Origin of the sequence: Mesorhizobium sp. ORS 3428, from assembly GCF_001854785.1 — a bacterium.
Lineage (GTDB): Bacteria > Pseudomonadota > Alphaproteobacteria > Rhizobiales > Rhizobiaceae > Mesorhizobium.
Map to the genome: position 1 here is coordinate 33,397 of NZ_MDFL01000003.1, position 16,786 is coordinate 50,182.

Genomic DNA, 16,786 nt, shown 5'->3' on the forward strand with positions numbered 1-16,786 from the left:
GGGGATCGATTGTACCTATCGCCGGCTATGAAAAATAACTCCATTCGCCCGCATGCTTCACCTCCCCGCCCCAACGVCAAACTGTGCCGCAACCCTTCTCAGCCGGACCGCGATCGGCATACTCATATGCCTGACCGCGGCCGGATTGCTGAGCACTGTGCGTATCGCCTTGAGCGGCGCACGCGCCTTGATGTGCTGCACCAATGACAGGAACGTGGCCGCCCTGYGCAGGCTGCGGCTGCGCCTTGCGAAGGCCACCTCGGCGCTGTCGTCCATGGAGTGCGCCGCGGCGAAGGCGGCGTCGGCTTCAGCCATCGCCTCGACATGATGCAGTTCGAGCACGCGCGAGATCGAGCCGGTGYGGATGTGGTAGATATAGCCGATGGTCGGCTCGACCACGCAGCGGCCGCCCTTGGCGAGGGCGCTGGCCAAAAGAATGTAGTCTTCGCCGATGCGCAGCTTCTCGTCATAGCGAAGCTGGTGCTTTTCAAGGAAACGACGCTGGAAGATCGGCTTCATGTAGCCGAAGTTGAAGCGCGATTCGAAAACGATGTTGCCGGCGATGTAGTCGGCAAGCGAGATCTCCTTGAGTTCCTCGAGATATTCGGTCGGGAACATGATCGAGTTGGGCGTACCGTCCTCGCGCACGACCTCGAGATTGTCGACCGCGATCTCGGCGCCGGCCTTCTCGGCCCGCGCAATCATCGCCGCCAGCCTGCCGGGAAGCACRGCATCGTCGGAATCGAGCACCGCCACCCAGCGGCCGCGGGCCAGATCGAGCCCAGCATTCCTGGCGCCGCCCGGGCCGCGATTCGTGGGAAGCGCGACAACCCGCACCATGTCTTCAGGGTAGGCGCGTGCAACGTCGAGCGTACGGTCGCTCGACCGGTCGTCAACGACGATAAGTTCGACGGTAACGTCGCGCTGCGCCATCGCGCTGGCGATTGCCCGGTCGAGGGTCGTCTCGGCGTTATAGGCGGCGATGACGAAGCTGACGTCAGGCTGCACGCTTGTCCCCTTCCTGCGGTGTGAGGCCGTATTGGCGGATTTCGCGGACGCCGACCAAGCCGCTGACGACGCCGACATGCATAATGCCGCGCAGCACTCTGCGGTTCCGTCGCACCGGGCTGATCGCCATCAAAAGCGCCATGCCGAAGCAATAAGCCGCCTTGGCCGACGCGAGACCGACCTGGCCGACGCGGCGCACRCCACCGGTGTTGCGCCCGATGAGATGGCCATGCGTCTGTCCGAAGCGGAAGCGGCGGCGGCGCAGCCAGTCGAAAGCCGCTCTCGAGCGCGGCACCACCTCGTCGACAAAGGCCTGCGGGGCATAGGCGATGCGCCCACCAGCCTTGACCATGCTGTCAAAGAATTCGGTGTCCTCGCCGCCGGTCTGGCCGCGCGCCAGGCTGAAGCGGCGGTTGCGCAGGCTCTCGTCGGTCATCCTGAGCAGGACATTGCAGGTATAGCCGGTGCGGATCTCGCCGCGCACCCAGACTGGCAAGGTCGAATGGAAATCGCCCTTGCGCATCCAGTCGGGCGCATCGGGGCGATAGTTGGCGCGAACCGGCCCGAGCACGGCGGCCGCACCAGTCGCCTCCGCGGTTGCCATGAGTTCGACGAGCCAGCCCGGCGACGCCGTCTCGTCGTCGTCGATGAAGGCGACGAAGTCGGAAACGCTGACGTCCAGGCAGGCATTGCGGGCGATCGAGATGTTGCGCGCCGGCGCGTGGCGATAGCGGATCGGCAGCTTCAGTTCCTGCGCCAGCGCCTTGACCGACGCCTGTGCGCTCGGCTCATCGTCATTGTCTGCGACGACGACGCCGATCTCGAAGCCGGCAGGCTTCTCCAGCGCGGCAATCGAGCGCAGCGTGTCGGCAAGCTCCGGCCGGCGGAAGGTGCAGATGCAGATGTCGATCGAGCAGCCCGTCATTACGCCGCCCGCCGCTGCGATCGAGACGTCAGAAGCTGCTGCCAGAAGCCGACAGACCAGCCGAGATGCATGACCATCGCCGAAACGCCGGCCAGCGCGACGCCGGGGTTGCGCTGGCGGATGGCGGTATTCAGTCCGTAGCCGAGGCAGACGGCCGCCCAGAGCAGGAAAGGCACGGCCGCCAGCCAGTCGAACAGGGAGAACAGCGCCAAAAGCACGACCGGCGCGACAAGCAGCGGGATCATCTGCCGCAGCTTCGGCACCATGCGATGCTTCAGCACGTTCTTGGCGCGGCCGCGGCCATAGCCGAGATACTGGAGGAACAGGCCCTTCAGCGTGGAGCGTGGATAGTAGACCATCTGCGTCCTGCCGCTCATCCAGATGCGGTAACCGGCCTGACGGAGGCGATGGTCGAGTTCGGCGTCCTCGTTGTGGCTGAAGCTTTCGTCATAGCCGCCGACCGCCCTGAACGCGGCGATGCGCATCAGCGCATGGTGGCCGTGGTCGACCCATTCGCCGGCCGACATGTGGCGATGCTTCGAACCGCCGGTGCCGAGCTTGGAGTTCTGCGCCGCGGCAACCGCTTTCTGCACCGCGCCGGTGCCGCGGGTCAGCATCGAGACGACCACAGAATCGGCACCTGTGGCTTGCGCTTCCTCGATCAGCCTGTCGCAATAATCGGCAGGATAGCCGCCATGCGCGTCGATGCGGATCAGATACTCGGCGCCGTTGCCGAAGGTCGCCACGGCATGGTTGATGGCGGCGCTCTGGATGCGCTTTGGATTGGCGAGCAGTACGACCCGCGGGTCCTCGGCCGCGGCCTCTTCGACGATGTCTCGCGTGCCGTCGGTGCTGCCGCCGTCGGCGACGATGATGTGCGCGCCGAGCCTTGCCGCCGCCGGCCGCAACTGCTCGAGCAACGCACCGATATGGTCGGCCTCGTTGAGGCACGGAATGACGATCAGGCTCGATGCCGCGGTCGGTGTCATCGGAGTTTGCATTCCCTTCGCCATGCTATGCGAGCGCCTCTGTTGCGAAGGCGCCGGGGACGGCGGCCAGATCGCGCAGCTTGTCGACGAAAGCCAGGCAATCGCTGCGGTCGTAGCTCCAGGTTCTCGGATTGCGGGCCAGCACCCGGGATTTCAGCTTGTCAAAGCGTTCCTGGTCCATCCCGCCCAGCACAGCCTCGATCCCCTCGGGCGTGGCTTCGGACAGAAGCACGCCGATGTCCTGCCGTTTGAGGAACCGGCCGGTTTCAGTGGTCGCCATCGAGACCGGCACGGCGCCGAAACGGCAGCCTTCGTAGAGGCGGTTGGGAAGCAGCCATTCGGAATTCTGGCCCTGCTCGAAGAAATCGATCGCCYAGGAGAAATGCACCTCGCGGTAGATCGCCGCCATGTCCTCCGGATTGCGGTAGGGACCRCCAAAGGAAAGCCAGGGCTCGGCTTCGACGAAGGCATGAAAATCGGGGAATTCGGATAGCGCCGGGCGGCCCCTGAGCACTACCTCGAAGCGTCCTTTTTGCCGGCGGGTGAATTCGGTCAGAAGCTCCAGCGAGCGGCGGCATCTGAGYGCGCCGAACCAGCCGATGCGCCAGGGCGGCGCGGCCGGGCTTTTGCCTTCTGGCGGATGATGCGCCGGCACCGGCATGGTGTCGAAATATTTGTTCTCGATCAGCTCGACCGGCGCGGCGATTTGCCCGAACGGCTTGAAATAGTTGGCGATGAAAGCGGGGGAACTGGTCACCAAGAGCTTCACATCGCGGGCGAGATGGCGTTCGACCCCGCGCAGCGTCTTGCCGATCAGGTCGTTGCGAAGCACCAACCGATGGATGTCCAGGCATTCGTAGACGATCGGCACGCCGGCGCCRAAAGCTTGCCGCGCGCGGCGGGCAAGCGCCAGCATTTCGAGGTTGCGAGCGATGATCAGGTCGGGTCGCGATACGGCTGCAAGCCTGGCGCTGATCGACAGGGCGGCCCTGGCCACCGCGGCGATTCGCTGCGCGAATCGGCCGTCGCGCGTCGCGCCCAGGTCGACCGGTTCCAGGCCTTCTATCTCGGCGACGGGATTGGTGGTGCGGCGGAAGCCCGCCAGGGTGATCCTGGCGCCACCTGCCTTGAGCATTTTGACCCTACGGCGTACCGCCGGATCGGACAGGTCATGCACAAGGTACAAGACATGCAGCATGAATCTCGACCGCGTTGGGCCCGCCACCCACGAGAATGCTAGTACAGCTTTTGCTGCATCGCAACATTTTTGGTGCAGCGTAGCAAATACCGCACAATTTTTTGTTGCGCCGCAAAAACCTCTTGCGGTAGCTTACGCATGGCGGCGGGCGCCGGTCGCGACGATGTCGGATCGGTGTAAGATCAGGGATCCTGAATTTGGAAACCAGTGCATTCGATCCGCCCGAGGGCTCACTGCGCAGGTCGGTCGGACGCGGCRCCRTCGCCACAGCGATGGCGCAGGGCGTGCGGGTCGGCACCCAGATCGTCTCCGTCATCGTGCTGTCGCGGCTTTTGTCRCCGCAGGATTTCGGCGTCGTGGCGATGTGCGCGCCGGTGCTGGCCTTCATCGCACTGTTCCAGGATTTCGGCCTGACCCAGGCGACGATCCAGAAGACAGGCATCCGGCACGAGGAGATCAACTACCTTTTCTGGATCAACACGGCYGTGAGCGCGATCCTGGCCTGCGTACTTGCCGCGGCGGCCCCGCTCGTCGCCGCCTTCTACGGYGAGCCGCGCGTGGCGGGGCTCGTTGCCGCTTTCGGCTTGCAGATCATGGCCTACGGCCTCGGCGCCCAGCACCTGGCGCTCATGACACGCCGCATGGAGTTCACCCGGCTCGCCATCATCGACGTCGCCAGCGCTGTTTGCGGCCTTGCCGTTTCGATCGCCTGGACCTTCATCGACCGCTCCTACTGGGCGCTCTTTGCCGGCACGCTGACCGGTGCCGTGCTGCCGACGCTCTGCTACTGGGCGTCCTCGCACTGGCGTCCCGGGCTGCCGCGCAAGGTCGAGGGCATCGGCCAGCTGATCAATTTCGGCGCCGGAATCACCGGCTTCAATTTCGCCAATTTCTTCGCCCGCAACCTCGACAATGTGTTGATCGGCAAATACTGGGGCGAGGCCCAGCTCGGCCTCTACGACCGCGCCTACAAGCTGCTCCTCTTCCCGCTCAGCCAGATCACCAATCCGCTGTCGAAGGTGATGGTGCCGGCGCTTTCACGGCTGAAGGACGAGCCGGATCGCTATCGCAGCGCCTATCTGCGCGTCATGCCGCTGATCCTCCTGGTGGCGCTGCCTGGGGTCGCCTTCGCCACCGCCATGTCTGACAGGCTCATTCCCTTCGTGCTCGGCGAGCAGTGGCGGGAGAGCRCCAACATCTTCCTGGCGCTGGGTTTCGCGGGCCTTCTGCAGCCGCTCAACAATCCTGCAGGATGGCTCTTCGTCAGCCAGGGCCGGTCGGGCGACTTCATGCGCTGGGGCATCATCACCGCCGTGACCTCGGTGCTTGCCTTCGCCATCGGTCTTCCCTATGGCGCGCTCGGCGTCGCCGTCGTCTATGCGATCAGCGAATATCTGCGCACGCCGTTTCTGTGGCTCTATGTCGGCAAGGCCGGGCCGTTGCGCGCCAGCCATGTGCTTAACGTGGCGACCCCCTTCGTGCTCGGCGCGCATCTGGCGCTCGCCCTGGTCTGGCTCRCCAAGCCGATGCTGCCGGCGCAACCCGTTATCGCCCTGGCGGGTGGCGCGGTGCTGTCCTATGTCGTCACCATCGTCGTCGCGCTCGCCTTCGGCCCGGGCCGAGAGGCGCTTCGGGAGGCCTTGCGGCTGATCCCGGCGCGCGGATTTTCCGCAGCACCCAGCGAGGCGAAATGAGCTCGCTCGGCGCATATGCAAATGTTCCGTCGCAGCCGGACAGCCTATGAAACCGCTGATCTGAGGGGGGTAAGGCAACAATGAATTACCGATCAATTTCAGACATGAACGACGCGATCGTGCGCAACCTGCACCGGCTGCCGCGCGACATCGACCTGGTGGTCGGCGTGCYGAGAAGCGGCATCCTCGCCGCGACGCTGGTCAGCCTGACGGCGAATATCCCGATGACAGATCTCGACAGCTTCCTCGCCGGCAAGATCTACACGTCGGGGATCACCAAGCGGCGCGCCGTCCTCGATCGGCAGCATTCCGAAATGCGCAGGATCCTGGTGATCGACGACAGCGTCAGCGGCGGCAACGCCATGCGCGACGCGCGCAACAAGATCGCGGCCGCCGGCATCCAGGGCAATTTCGTCTTCGCCRCCGTGTTCGGCCTTCTGTCGCAGCATAAGGAAACCGACATCGTCTTCGAGGTGGTGCCGCATCCCAGGATGTTCCAGTGGAACTTCATGCACCACGTCTTCCTCGAGCGGTGCTGCGTCGACATAGACGGCGTGCTCTGCCTCGACCCGACCGCGGAAGAGAACGACGACGGCCCGGCCTACGAGAAATTCCTCGCCGAGGCGCGGCCGTTGCTYGGGCCGACCCGCAAGATCGGCTGGCTGGTGACGAGCCGCCTGGAAAAATACCGCAAGCTGACCGAAGAGTGGCTCTCCAAGCACGAGGTCAAATACGACCATCTCATCATGCTCGACCTGCCGAGCAAAGCCGAGCGGCAACGGCTCGGCGCGCATGGCAGCTTCAAGGCCGATTTCTACCGCAAGTCGGACGCGATCCTGTTCATCGAGAGCGAGCACGAGCAGGCGCTCAGGATCGCCAAGCTGTCGGGCAAGCCTGTGCTGTGCGTCGAAACCAACATGGTGTGCTTTCCCGACGCGCTTTCCYTGCCGGCGCTGGAGCAGGCGGCGYGCAACCTGCCGGCGCGGCTCAGGCAGATCAAATCGCCCGACGGGCGAAAGAACGCCATCAAGACGGCCGCCCGCACCCTRCTTGGCGAACGCGCCTACGAGATGCTGAAAAGCCGCGTCAAAAGGCCTGCGTAAGCAATACCTTACGAATCTGCATCATGCAGCGCGCCGGGCGCGCTGGCGGGCAGCCCTGTCGAGCAAGGCGAAGAAGGKGGCGAACTGGCGCTCGGGATCGAGTTCGGGGCGCTGCGCGAAGGCGAGTGCTGCCTCCGAGACCCTTTCATACTCTTCACGGTCGTTCCACAGCCGCCTGACCGTCGCGACCCAGTCCTCGAGCGGCGCGTCATAGTCCAGCACCACGCCACCGGAGCCGATCGCCTCCGGCAGGCCGCCGCGCCGCGAGCCGATGACGGGAATGCCGCTGCAATGGGCTTCCGAGGCAACGCGGCCCCAGGCTTCTTCCCATTTGCTCGGCGCTAGCAGGATCCTTGTGCGTCCGTAGAGGGTCTTCATGTCGTCGGTGCGGCTCTCCAGCTTGACGTTGGAGAACGGCGCGATCGTCTCAGCGATGCGGGCGCGATGGTCGTCCTCCAGCTTCCAGCTCTCGACGAACAGGAAGGGGATCTCCGGGCAGGCGGCCGCGATACGCACAGCCAGCTCGAATCCCTTTTCCTCATAAGGGTTGATGAAGGTGACGAATTCGCYGGTCGACGGCGTGCTGTAAGCGGCCGGATTGATGGTCGGCGGGATGACGATGGAATCGATGCCGAACTCCCGCTTGTAAGTGCGCGCCGTGAATTCGGAATTGGCGATGTAGAATGCCGAGTTCAGCTCGCGCAGATCGCCACCCAACTCGTGGAATTCCACGTTTCGGAGGTAGACGACCAGYGGCACCCCTTCGGCCTRCAGCGCCTTGCCCAGCGGAACCGACTTGTGGCACTGCACCACGGCGACATCCGGCTGCAGCTTCTTGACGGCAAAGGCGGCCGCTTCCCACGGAAACCAGGCCCGCACCACCGGATAGCCGGGGAAATTGTCGATGACGGCGCGCTGACCCAGGAGCTTCATCTTGGCGCGCGCCTTGTAGCCAAACATGCCCTGGCCAAACAACGCAGCGAGCACCGAGGCCTCGTGGCCGTGTTCGATCAGTTGCTCCGCCAGGTGATGCGTGCTCGACTGGACGCCGCCGCTGAACTGCGGCGGATAGCCATTGCCGCCGGCGAATAGAACTTTCATGGTTCGGCTCCTTGTCACATTTTTCTTGGCCTGTTTTGCCGGCGGGCAGGCCCGCCGGGCGGGTTCAGGCATTCTGCTGCTCGAGATTGGCGAAAGGATTGGTGCATGGATGCCAGCCAGTGAACCGGATCGGATCACTGGGCGAGCTGCGCCACGCATAGTCGGTCAGCATATGGAACTCGGCGATGACCCAGCGGTCGAAATTGCTAAGATCGCTCTGCTTTTCACTTGGCAGCAGCTCAAGCATCTTGCCGAGCTTCACCGTCTCGGCCAGCGTCACGGCATCGGCCAGTTTCGCGCCCGGGAAAACCCACGGATTGCGGTTTTGGAATTCGAGCACGAATTGCTCCAGGTGCTCGATACGCATGTTGAGCGGGCCAAAGTATTTTTCCAGCGTGATGCGGACCAGATCCTCGTCCGAGAAAGAGGAAATAGCGGCAGCGGCCGCGCCGGCCGAGGCAATGCCGCCGGCGACAACGGCCAGTGCAGTGCGTCGCGTGATCTTCATCGGCCCCTCCTTCATGCCAGCCGGCTCGCTGCCCGCAGCGAAAGGGCGGCGGCGGTCAGGCTCGGGTTGGCGCAGGAACAGCTCGGATAGGTGCTGGTGCCGACGACGACCAGGTTCCGAAGCTGGTGGTGGATCATGTCGCGGTCGACCACCGAGTCCGCCGGGCCCGTGCCTATACGCAAGGTGCCCTGTACATGCGACTCGGTCGGCCGGATGCCGCGATCGAAGATCTGTTCAACCGGCAGCGGCTTGAGCAGCGCGGGCAGCCGCTCGAGCGCTTTGGCCATGCCGCTGACGGCATAGTCCGAGGCGCCCTTGAAGCTGACGAAGGCGTTCTCGTCGCCATCGAGGATCACCCGGTTTTCCGGGTCGAGCAGGTTTTCGGTGACGATCACCAGCGGCAGCACTTGTCTCAGCCGCCCTTTCTCGGCACGCATGCCATGCTGCCAGCGGTTCTCGAAATAGACCAGCGCCGCCGCATGCTCGGCGCGGTGGGGGCCATCATAGAGACCGAAATTCAGGCCCGTGGTGATGGTGCTGCCGCCGAAATTGTCGACGCCGTCGAGATAGACCTCGTAGTTCCAGCCATAGGATTCGTGCAGGCCGAGCCCGACGAACTCGCCGCCGAGGCCGGAGCGCAGCATGATCGCCGGGCTCTGGATGGCATTGGCGCCCAGGATCACGAGGTCGCCGCTGACCGAATATTCCTTGCCGTTGCGCACGAAAATGACGGAGCGGACCGAACCGCTCGAATGGTCGAGCCGGCGCACTTCGGCGCCAAGGCACACCGACACGTCGGCGTGCTGAAATACATGCATCAGACCGTTGTTGACGGTGAATTTGGCGTCGACCGGGCAAAGCCAGCATCTGAGGTTGGCGCAGCACGAGGTGCGCTGCGCCGTCGCCACGCGGGCGCGGGCGGTCGGCATGACGAAATGCTGCTCCGGCTGCGCCGCCTTCATCATCCGGTCCGGCACCGACATGCGGTGCGGCGGCTGCGGGAACGGCCGCGAGCGCGGCAACATCCGGGCCATGTCGGGATCGCCGGAGATCGACATGACCTCCTCGGCGTCGCAGTAGAACGGCTCGAGCTCGTCATAGCTGATCGGCCAGTCGTTGCCGACGCCGTAGGTGCTCTTCAGCTTGAAGTCGCTGGGGTGGAAGCGCGGCGTCTGCGCGAACCAGCAATTGGTGCCGCCGCCGAGCCCGATCGTGTAGTTCCACGGCTTGTCGGCGTTGTCGGTCTTGTAGGTGCTCTCGTCCTCAATGTCGGTGTTGGCGTTCTGGTTGAGCTGCCATTCATGCGTGTTGTGACGCCCCCATTCCAGCACCAGGACGCGGGCTTTGCGCCGCTTCAGGAACTCATGCAGAAAAAAGGCTGAACCGAAACCGGAACCGATGACGACGAGATCGAAATGCTCGTTGGCGATTTGTTCGGGCTGAACGTCGAGCACCATCAGATCGAACCCTTTGCCGAAACGCGCACGATCAATGTCGGCCCCCCATCATTGTCGGCCCCGTTGTGTGGCGGGGCCGTTCAGCGGGACGCTGGCCGCAGATACCGTCATGCCGCCATCCTGCCGATCGAGTGATATTCGATGCCGTAGCGCGCAATGACGTTCGGATCGTAAAGGTTGCGGCCGTCGAAGATGACCGGCCTGGTCAGCGCATCCCTGAGCGCGTCGAAGGAGGGAGCGCGGAAGCTCTTCCATTCCGTGCAGATCAGAAGCGCGTCGGCGCCGCGCACGGCCGCTTCCTTGGTGCCGCAGAGCAGGAGGTCTTCGCRCAGGCCGTAGATGGCCTGGCATTCCTGCATCGCCTCCGGATCATAGGCCTGCACCTTGGCGCCGGCCGCCCACAACGCCTCCATCAGGGTGYGCGACGGCGCCTCGCGCATGTCGTCGGTATTCGGCTTGAAGGCCAGGCCCCAGACGGCAAAGGTCTTGCCCCTGAGATTGCCCTGGAAATAGCGGTTGACCTTCTCGAAGAGCACCGATTTCTGCGCGTTGTTGCGCTCCTCGACGGCGCGCAGCAGCTTGGCATCGAACTTGACGCCCTCGGCGGTCTTGATCAGCGCACGCACATCCTTGGGAAAGCAGGAGCCGCCATAGCCGAGGCCGGGATAGATGAAGTGGTAGCCGATGCGCGGATCGCTGCCGATGCCCTTGCGCACCTCCTCGATGTCGGCCCCCAACTGCTCGGCGAGGTTGGCCATCTCGTTCATGAAGCTGATCTTGGTCGCCAGCATGCAGTTGGCCGCATATTTGGTGAACTCGGCGCTGCGCACGTCCATCACGATCATCTTCTCGTGGTTGCGGTTGAAGGGCGCGTAGAGCTCGCGCATCACCGCTTCAGTGTCCTCGCTCGACGTGCCGACGATGATGCGGTCCGGCTTCATGCAATCGGCGACCGCCGAGCCCTCCTTGAGGAACTCAGGGTTCGAAGCGACGTCGAATTTCAGGTCCTCGCGGCCGCGCGCCTTCAGCGTCTCGGTGACCTTCGCCTTGATCTTCTCGCAGGTGCCAACCGGTACGGTCGATTTGCCGACGATGATCTTGGGCGCGTCCATCTCGCGGCCGATGACCTCGGCGACGGCAAGCACATATTTCAGGTCGGCCGAGCCATCCTCGCCGGGCGGCGTGCCGACGGCGATCATCTGGATCTGGCCATGCTTGACCGCCGCGGCCGCGTCGGTGGTGAAGCGGATGCGGCCGGCGGCGTGGTTCTCCTTGACGAGGGCTTCCAGTCCGGGTTCGAAAATCGGGATGAAGCCTTGGTTGAGCCGCTCCACCTTCGCTTCATCGATGTCGACGCACACCACCTCGTGCCCGACCTCCGCGAGCACCGCGGCCTGGACGAGACCGACATAGCCAATTCCAAACACCGTCAAGTTCATTCGGTTTTGTTCCTGTTCAAGGCCGGGCCGCGATACGGCCCGGCCGGTTCAGATGTCCCCCAGGCCGTCCCGGGTTATTCGTTAGAGCACGATCCTAGCCGAAAACCGGCTCCCACTTTCGGGATCCTGCCTAGTTACTGTTGCTTATGCTGCATGCCAGAGATTCGGGAAATTGGCACGGTTGGCCCAATGCGGTGAAGGCGACGCGCTTGACCTGCATGGTGACCTTGCGGCCGGGATCGGTGAAGGCGCCCATCCAGTTGGTGAGCTTGTCGCTGCCCCAAAGGCTGAGGAAGATCTTCTGCRGATGGGTCGGCAATTCATCCGGATTGGTGACCTCATGGACGAGCTTGCCGTTGACGTACCAGCGCAGCCGGTCCTTTTCCCAGACGAAGCCGTAGTCGTTGAAGCCCTTGTCGGCGCCGCCCTCGACATCGGCGAGCTTGCCGTTTTTCGGCTTGCCCTGGATATAGCTGTTCACCTKGACCTTCGATGGATCCTTGGTGAGAACTTCGAAGTCGATCTCGTCCCAGGGCTGTTTGTCCTGCGGCCCGATATAGGTGAAGAAGGCTGCATTGAGGCCCGAGCCGGTATCGGTCTTCATCCGCGCCTCATAGACGCCGTAGCCATATCGCTGCTTGGTCTGCACCTCGGCGCAGGCGAAGTCACGGTCCTTCAGCTTGCGCTTTTCGAAGCTGAGCGAAAGCACGCCGTCGGAAAGCCGGACCAGATCCTTCGACCAGATGCAGTTCTGGTGGTTGCCGTTGGTCCAGCCGTCTGAGACGTACCAGCGCGAACGGTCAAAATTCGAAAAATTGTCGACGAATGACGGCGCGCTCTGGATGTCCTGGGCATGTGCCGGATGTGGGGCTGCCGCAATTGCGGCCACAACCGCGATCAGCGCACCTGCCAGGCTTAGCCAAAGGCTCGCTGGCCCATTCGAATGCGCGCGCGGCATGCCGTGGGCCGCCGCGGTTGAGATGTTGTTCGGATCTGCGTTCATAACAAACTCACCTTGTGTTGTCCGCCCCAACCCAAAGTCACTCCTGGCCGCTCCAGCGCGCCGCTTCTGATCCTCCGCCCTTTTGAACTCCTTTGGTCTCGTATCGATGACGCGTCTGTGGACGGGCCTTTCAGCCTCGTCCCGCCGATCTCGCCAATCCGGCCGGCGAGCCGGCTTGCTGCGCGTCATCGTCGACGATCGCATCGAGCGAATGACGCAGTTCCTTCATCATGGTTTTCTGGCGAGCGAGCTCGGCGATGCGCCGCTCGTAATTCAGGATCGCGCCGGTCATAGCGCTGACGTCCGAAGACTTGCTGGTCGAGGCGGAGCCATTCTCCATTGCTTCGACCAGGAAGGCCGCGTTGGCTGCCGTCGACTGATAGCGATTCTCGAGCCCCGTCTTCTCCGCCTCGATCTCGGCGCTGATCTGGTCAAACAGCTTGGCCAGACGGTCGAATCGCTGGAGGTCGGTCTGCCGGTCGCGGGCCGGATCCCTGGATCTGAAGCCAAAAATCGAAGCCATACGATCGGCCTTTCGAAATTGCTGCACCGCAACATAGACTGCCATTGTCGGGGCAAGTAGGCAACCTTTAGTTAAGGAAAGCGGAATTTTTTGGAAATGGGCGCGTCGCCCGTGCCTCTGTGGGATCATTCATCAGCAGCACTCGTCGCCGACATCAGGAAGCGCATCGGCGGCACTTGCTGCCCTGCAGCAATGCCGGCGCGGCGGAACAATGCATCGAGCTTGTCTGCGGCCACGCCACGAAGGATCGGGATCAGATTGGACTGGCTGGCGAAGGCGTAGGCGGCGGCCGATACCAGGCCGCGCTCCGCCTTCACATCGAGGAAATTGCGCAACCGGTATTTGTCGCGCACATGGCGCTCATGGCGCCGCAATGCGGCCTTCGAGCCTTCCGGCAGGTTGCTCAGCGTCAGCAGCGCCAGGTCGGCATCGGCAAGCCGCTTCAGGTCCTGCGTCCTGTGGCGGCCGCTCAGCGAATCGGCGCGCACGATTGCGCCGTAGCCGCAGGACTTGATGACCTTGAAACGCGCCCCGCAGGCGACGGCGCGCGCGTAGAGCTCGTAATCCTCGCCGAGCCGTAGGTTCTCGTCATAGCTGAGCCCGTTACGCTCGAGGAAAGCCCGGCTGATCACCGGCTTGAGGAAGCCCAGTTCACCGCGCAGCACGCGGCGGCGGGAGATGTTGCCTTCGATGAAACGCTCGAAATCGAGGAATTGCGGTTCGGGCGYGAACGGCGGGGCCGAAACCTTGGTGAGATCGGTCGCGGCATCGTCCCTGATCAGCATGATGTTGTCGGCGGCAAAATCCCAGTCGGCACTGGTGAACAGCCGGCGGAAGCGGCCCTCGAGGAAGAAGTCATCGGCGTCAAGGATGCTGATGAAGGGCGACGTGGAGGCCTTGATCGCGGCATTGCGGGCGAAGGACGGGCCGCGGTTGACGTCGAGACGCATCACCTTGAGCCGGCCGCTGCCGTCGTCGGCGGCGCCCGCCGCATGCTGCGTATCATCGGTGGAGGCGTCGTCGACCACGACGACTTCCGCCACTTCCGCCTCGCGCAAAGCCGAGGCGATGGCGACCGGTATGGTGCGCGCCGCATTGCGGGCGGCGATGATGACGCAGACCCTGGGGGTCGTCACGGGCATGGTTCACCTTTCGATTGTGCAAAACCGGTTTTCATCGATCGCCCCGCGCCGGCGGAATGGCTGCCGGCCGCTCGAAGATGCGCCGGCTGAGATCGGCCGAGGCGGCCCAACCGGCCTCGGCCAGATAACGCACGGGCTCGCGGCCGCAGAGTTCCCACAGCAGCGTGCGGCGCTGCGGCCAGCGCAGCGACGAAAGCCAGGGCGCGATCACCATGTGGAAGAGGTCGACATTTTCGATGCGCGCCAGGATCCGGGTGGCGCGATCCGAAAGCAGCGTGGCGGTGCCGCCAAGCAGCACATCGGCTGCGCGCAGGCCAAGCAGCAGCGTGTCCGCCAAGCCCACCTCGGCCGCGAGATCGAGCGCCATCTGCTGCTCGGCCTCGCTCAGCCGGTTGGCGGCGGCTCTGACGTCGCAGACATAGCCGGCGCAAGGCTCGCGATTGAAGAAGGCCTTGGCAACGCTGATGCAAGACAAGAGCAAGGTGTCGGGGGCCGAGATCAAGGGCATGGCGGTTCCGGCGATCTCGACCTGGCGCTTGCGTCGCAGGAAGCCGTCGATGTCGCGCGGGCTGGGCGAACCCGGCTGCTGCAGCCGGTGGTGGAGATCGACCGTGGCCGCCCGCCCGCCATAGTCGCGCACCATATGCTGCTCGCCGAGGAAACGCACCCACCAGACCGAACGGGATTTGGCCGCCACCTCGTAATCTGCCGAGCGGAGGGCTTTGCGGGCGGCGGAGAAGCCGGCGGGCGAAACCAGTATGTCGACGTCACCGGACGGCTTGATGAAATGGTCGCCGTAGAGCAGGCGCTGCTGGAGCGGCCCCTTCAGAAAGACGAAGTCGATGCGCCTGTCGCGCAGCACCTGGTGGATGGCAATCGAATCGCCGATGCAGGCGGCGTTCATCGACATGGTGCGGCGGCGATAGCCGTCGAGCCATGCGAGCAATTCGGGAGGCGCGGCTCCGGTCGCGCCGCGCGCCAGAGCCTTGAGCACGAAGACCGCGACCTTGTTCAGCCTTGCAATGTCGGCAACGTTGGCCACTGAGATTGCCGGGGCCGGAATGCCGCCACGTTCGACGGAACCCGGGTTGAAGAACAGCCGCAGGCAGGCTTGCACATAAGCGACTTCGTCGGCGGCGCCGGCAGTTCGCAGCCTGTCGTAAGAAGCATCCTGCACGGGCATGCCCGATGTCGTTCTCCGCAAAAACCGCCCATGGCGGTTATACTGCAACTGCGAAGAAATGCATCGCCAAAAATCGATCCGGTCGTTCAGCCGGTCTGYGAACCTGCTCGAAGCGTGCAACCTTTCCGTTCAACGCGACCGGCCAGCCGATCACTTTTGAAGACAATTTTGGCCGGTCCTAGCGCAACTCAGCAATCCGCACTCTTTTCAGCAATTTCTTCGCAATTGCGAGATAAATGCTCTATACCACAGAATAACTGTCGACAGATCATATACTTACTTTGGAAGCAAGAAGCGCTCGCGGAGGTCGAACGGCAAGCCCCGGCTGGAATGGGCTGCCTCCGGCTCAAGTGTCAACGCTGGCGTCCACAACCTWTAATTGATTAACGCCGGGTAAATCAGTCTTGACTCATAAATGTTGCCGTGCAGCAATCGCATTGCAGCATAGCAATATGCTGGCGGTATCGTGAATGCCGCTTCCAGTCCTTAATCGGAGAGTAGAATGGAACAGAATGTTGAGAAGCAAGAGTACGAGACTCCCAGCCTGACTGTTCACGGTTCGATTGAAACGATCACGAGGGGCSGGGGTGGTACGACGTCGCTTGATGCGTCTTTCCCGGCCGGCACGCCGTTCGACCAGCTCACCTTCTCCTGAGCTTACTGGCGCCCGGCGTTGTCGCAGATGAGCTCCGGGGCGCCCTTCTTACAGGTGAGCCGGGGGCYGATGCCCCCCGGCTTCCTGACCGGGCGATCGCAGGCAACCGGTCCCGGCTCAGGTCGGAAGACGCGTGGCGTTCAAACGAGGTTTTAGGATGCACTGGAACCCATCGGACCATGACCGCGTGGTCGCAACCGGCGATGCGGTGGCTTGCGAATTCGGCAGCGGACTGGCGCTGCTCCATCTCAAATCCAATATCTACTATAGCCTGAACGGCGTTGGCGCTTACATCTGGGAACTGATCCAGGAGCCGCGATCGTTGCTCGACATACGAAGCGCCGTGCTCGCGCGCTACGATGTCGACGCCGAACGCTGCAAGGCCGATGTCATAGGCTTGCTCAACGGCCTGATCGAAGCCGGGCTTGTGAGGTTCCACCATGAGGAACTGGTCTAGGCTCCGCTCGCTCAGCGCTGTCGAGGTGCTTTTTCTGATGCGCTGCGTCGCGGTTGTTGCCGCTGTGCGGCTCGGGCTGACGCTCTCCTCCTACAACCGTATCCGCAGCCTGACGACGCGGATGGATGCAGGAAATGACGCCGGTATCGCTGACCTGCGGCGCATCGCCTGGGGCGTCGGCGCCGCGGYGCGGTTCGTTCCTGGCGCCAGCTGCCTCACCCAGGCGCTCGCCGGACATTATCTGCTTGCCCGCCAGGGCAATGCCTCGAGAATCCGCATCGGCATCGAGTGTGACAGCGGCGCGAAGCTCAAGGCGCATGCCTGGCTGATCAGCGGCAACCGCATCGTGCTTGGCGGCTCGATGAGCGGCTTCGCCCATCTCGTCGATCTTGGGCAATAGG

17 protein-coding genes are annotated in these 16,786 nt (G+C 63.6%); 5 read left to right on the plus strand and 12 right to left on the minus strand.

Going from position 1 to position 16,786, the window contains the following annotated elements; translation table 11 throughout:
- Positions 1-57: 57 nt before the first annotated feature.
- Genes ORS3428_RS02600 through ORS3428_RS02615 form a run of 4 tightly spaced genes read right to left on the minus strand, consistent with a single transcriptional unit; the run spans position 58 to position 4,120 of the window.
- A complete protein-coding gene (locus ORS3428_RS02600; RefSeq protein ID WP_071094259.1) occupies positions 58-1,008 on the minus strand; it encodes a glycosyltransferase family 2 protein in 951 nt (316 codons plus the stop codon).
- The gene (locus ORS3428_RS02605; RefSeq protein ID WP_071094260.1) at positions 998-1,933 is read right to left on the minus strand and encodes a glycosyltransferase; all 936 of its coding nucleotides are present in this window, start codon (positions 1,931-1,933) and stop codon (positions 998-1,000) included. Before ORS3428_RS02605 ends, ORS3428_RS02600 begins: the two co-directional genes overlap by 11 nt.
- Positions 1,933-2,922, minus strand: coding sequence for a glycosyltransferase family 2 protein (locus ORS3428_RS02610; protein WP_071094542.1), 990 nt, complete (start codon positions 2,920-2,922; stop codon positions 1,933-1,935). Before ORS3428_RS02610 ends, ORS3428_RS02605 begins: the two co-directional genes overlap by 1 nt.
- Before the next feature lie 25 nt (positions 2,923-2,947).
- A complete protein-coding gene (locus ORS3428_RS02615) occupies positions 2,948-4,120 on the minus strand; it encodes a glycosyl transferase family 1 (protein WP_071094261.1) in 1,173 nt (390 codons plus the stop codon).
- 197 nt (positions 4,121-4,317) lie between these two features.
- On the opposite strand from ORS3428_RS02615, the gene ORS3428_RS02620 reads away from it, so the two are divergent.
- A complete protein-coding gene (locus ORS3428_RS02620; protein ID WP_071094262.1) occupies positions 4,318-5,814 on the plus strand; it encodes a lipopolysaccharide biosynthesis protein in 1,497 nt (498 codons plus the stop codon).
- 80 nt (positions 5,815-5,894) lie between these two features.
- The gene (locus tag ORS3428_RS02625) at positions 5,895-6,917 is read left to right on the plus strand and encodes a phosphoribosyltransferase (protein ID WP_071094263.1); all 1,023 of its coding nucleotides are present in this window, start codon (positions 5,895-5,897) and stop codon (positions 6,915-6,917) included.
- A 21-nt stretch (positions 6,918-6,938) separates the two neighbouring features.
- Here the strand turns inward: ORS3428_RS02625 and ORS3428_RS02630 are convergent, their stop codons facing one another.
- The 8 genes from ORS3428_RS02630 to ORS3428_RS02665 all read right to left on the minus strand — a co-directional run bounded on the left by ORS3428_RS02630 (position 6,939) and on the right by ORS3428_RS02665 (position 15,273).
- The gene (locus tag ORS3428_RS02630) at positions 6,939-8,018 is read right to left on the minus strand and encodes a glycosyltransferase (RefSeq protein WP_071094264.1); all 1,080 of its coding nucleotides are present in this window, start codon (positions 8,016-8,018) and stop codon (positions 6,939-6,941) included.
- 64 nt (positions 8,019-8,082) lie between these two features.
- Positions 8,083-8,526 carry a hypothetical protein gene (locus ORS3428_RS02635; protein WP_071094544.1) on the minus strand — a complete coding sequence of 148 codons (444 nt, stop codon included), beginning with the start codon at positions 8,524-8,526 and terminating at the stop codon, positions 8,083-8,085.
- Between the two features lie 11 nt (positions 8,527-8,537).
- Positions 8,538-9,983, minus strand: coding sequence for a GMC oxidoreductase (locus ORS3428_RS02640; RefSeq protein WP_071094265.1), 1,446 nt, complete (start codon positions 9,981-9,983; stop codon positions 8,538-8,540).
- Between the two features lie 107 nt (positions 9,984-10,090).
- Positions 10,091-11,422 (minus strand): UDP-glucose dehydrogenase family protein, encoded by a 1,332-nt coding sequence (locus ORS3428_RS02645; RefSeq protein WP_071094266.1) that lies wholly within the window; start codon positions 11,420-11,422, stop codon positions 10,091-10,093.
- A gap of 130 nt (positions 11,423-11,552) precedes the next feature.
- Positions 11,553-12,425 (minus strand): family 16 glycosylhydrolase, encoded by an 873-nt coding sequence (locus ORS3428_RS02650; RefSeq protein WP_071094267.1) that lies wholly within the window; start codon positions 12,423-12,425, stop codon positions 11,553-11,555.
- Between the two features lie 130 nt (positions 12,426-12,555).
- Entirely contained in the window at positions 12,556-12,948 is a 393-nt protein-coding gene (locus ORS3428_RS02655) for a hypothetical protein (RefSeq protein ID WP_071094547.1), read from the minus strand.
- A gap of 125 nt (positions 12,949-13,073) precedes the next feature.
- A complete protein-coding gene (locus ORS3428_RS02660) occupies positions 13,074-14,090 on the minus strand; it encodes a glycosyltransferase family 2 protein (RefSeq protein ID WP_071094268.1) in 1,017 nt (338 codons plus the stop codon).
- Between the two features lie 31 nt (positions 14,091-14,121).
- Positions 14,122-15,273, minus strand: coding sequence for a nucleotidyltransferase family protein (locus ORS3428_RS02665; RefSeq protein WP_071094269.1), 1,152 nt, complete (start codon positions 15,271-15,273; stop codon positions 14,122-14,124).
- 502 nt (positions 15,274-15,775) lie between these two features.
- On the opposite strand from ORS3428_RS02665, the gene ORS3428_RS32110 reads away from it, so the two are divergent.
- From ORS3428_RS32110 to ORS3428_RS02675, 3 genes are all read left to right on the plus strand, one after another.
- The gene (locus ORS3428_RS32110; protein WP_108722956.1) at positions 15,776-15,928 is read left to right on the plus strand and encodes a lasso RiPP family leader peptide-containing protein; all 153 of its coding nucleotides are present in this window, start codon (positions 15,776-15,778) and stop codon (positions 15,926-15,928) included.
- A 157-nt stretch (positions 15,929-16,085) separates the two neighbouring features.
- Positions 16,086-16,385, plus strand: a complete 300-nt coding sequence (locus ORS3428_RS02670; protein ID WP_071094270.1) for a PqqD family protein — start codon at positions 16,086-16,088, stop codon at positions 16,383-16,385.
- Complete coding sequence (locus ORS3428_RS02675; RefSeq protein WP_083354962.1) at positions 16,369-16,785, plus strand: lasso peptide biosynthesis B2 protein; 417 nt, start codon at positions 16,369-16,371, stop codon at positions 16,783-16,785. Before ORS3428_RS02670 ends, ORS3428_RS02675 begins: the two co-directional genes overlap by 17 nt.
- Position 16,786 lies beyond the last annotated feature (1 nt).

What these genes read in the sequence shown, in the direction of transcription:
- ORS3428_RS02665 (WP_071094269.1), bottom strand. Translation starts at nt 15,273, where the DNA reads ATGCCCGTGCAGGATGCTTCTTACGACAGGCTGCGAACTGCCGGCGCC.
- ORS3428_RS02635 (WP_071094544.1), bottom strand. Translation starts at nt 8,526, where the DNA reads ATGAAGATCACGCGACGCACTGCACTGGCCGTTGTCGCCGGCGGCATT.
- ORS3428_RS02640 (WP_071094265.1), bottom strand. Translation starts at nt 9,983, where the DNA reads ATGGTGCTCGACGTTCAGCCCGAACAAATCGCCAACGAGCATTTCGAT.
- ORS3428_RS02655 (WP_071094547.1), bottom strand. Translation starts at nt 12,948, where the DNA reads ATGGCTTCGATTTTTGGCTTCAGATCCAGGGATCCGGCCCGCGACCGG.
- ORS3428_RS02610 (WP_071094542.1), bottom strand. Translation starts at nt 2,922, where the DNA reads ATGACACCGACCGCGGCATCGAGCCTGATCGTCATTCCGTGCCTCAAC.
- ORS3428_RS02670 (WP_071094270.1), top strand. Translation starts at nt 16,086, where the DNA reads ATGCACTGGAACCCATCGGACCATGACCGCGTGGTCGCAACCGGCGAT.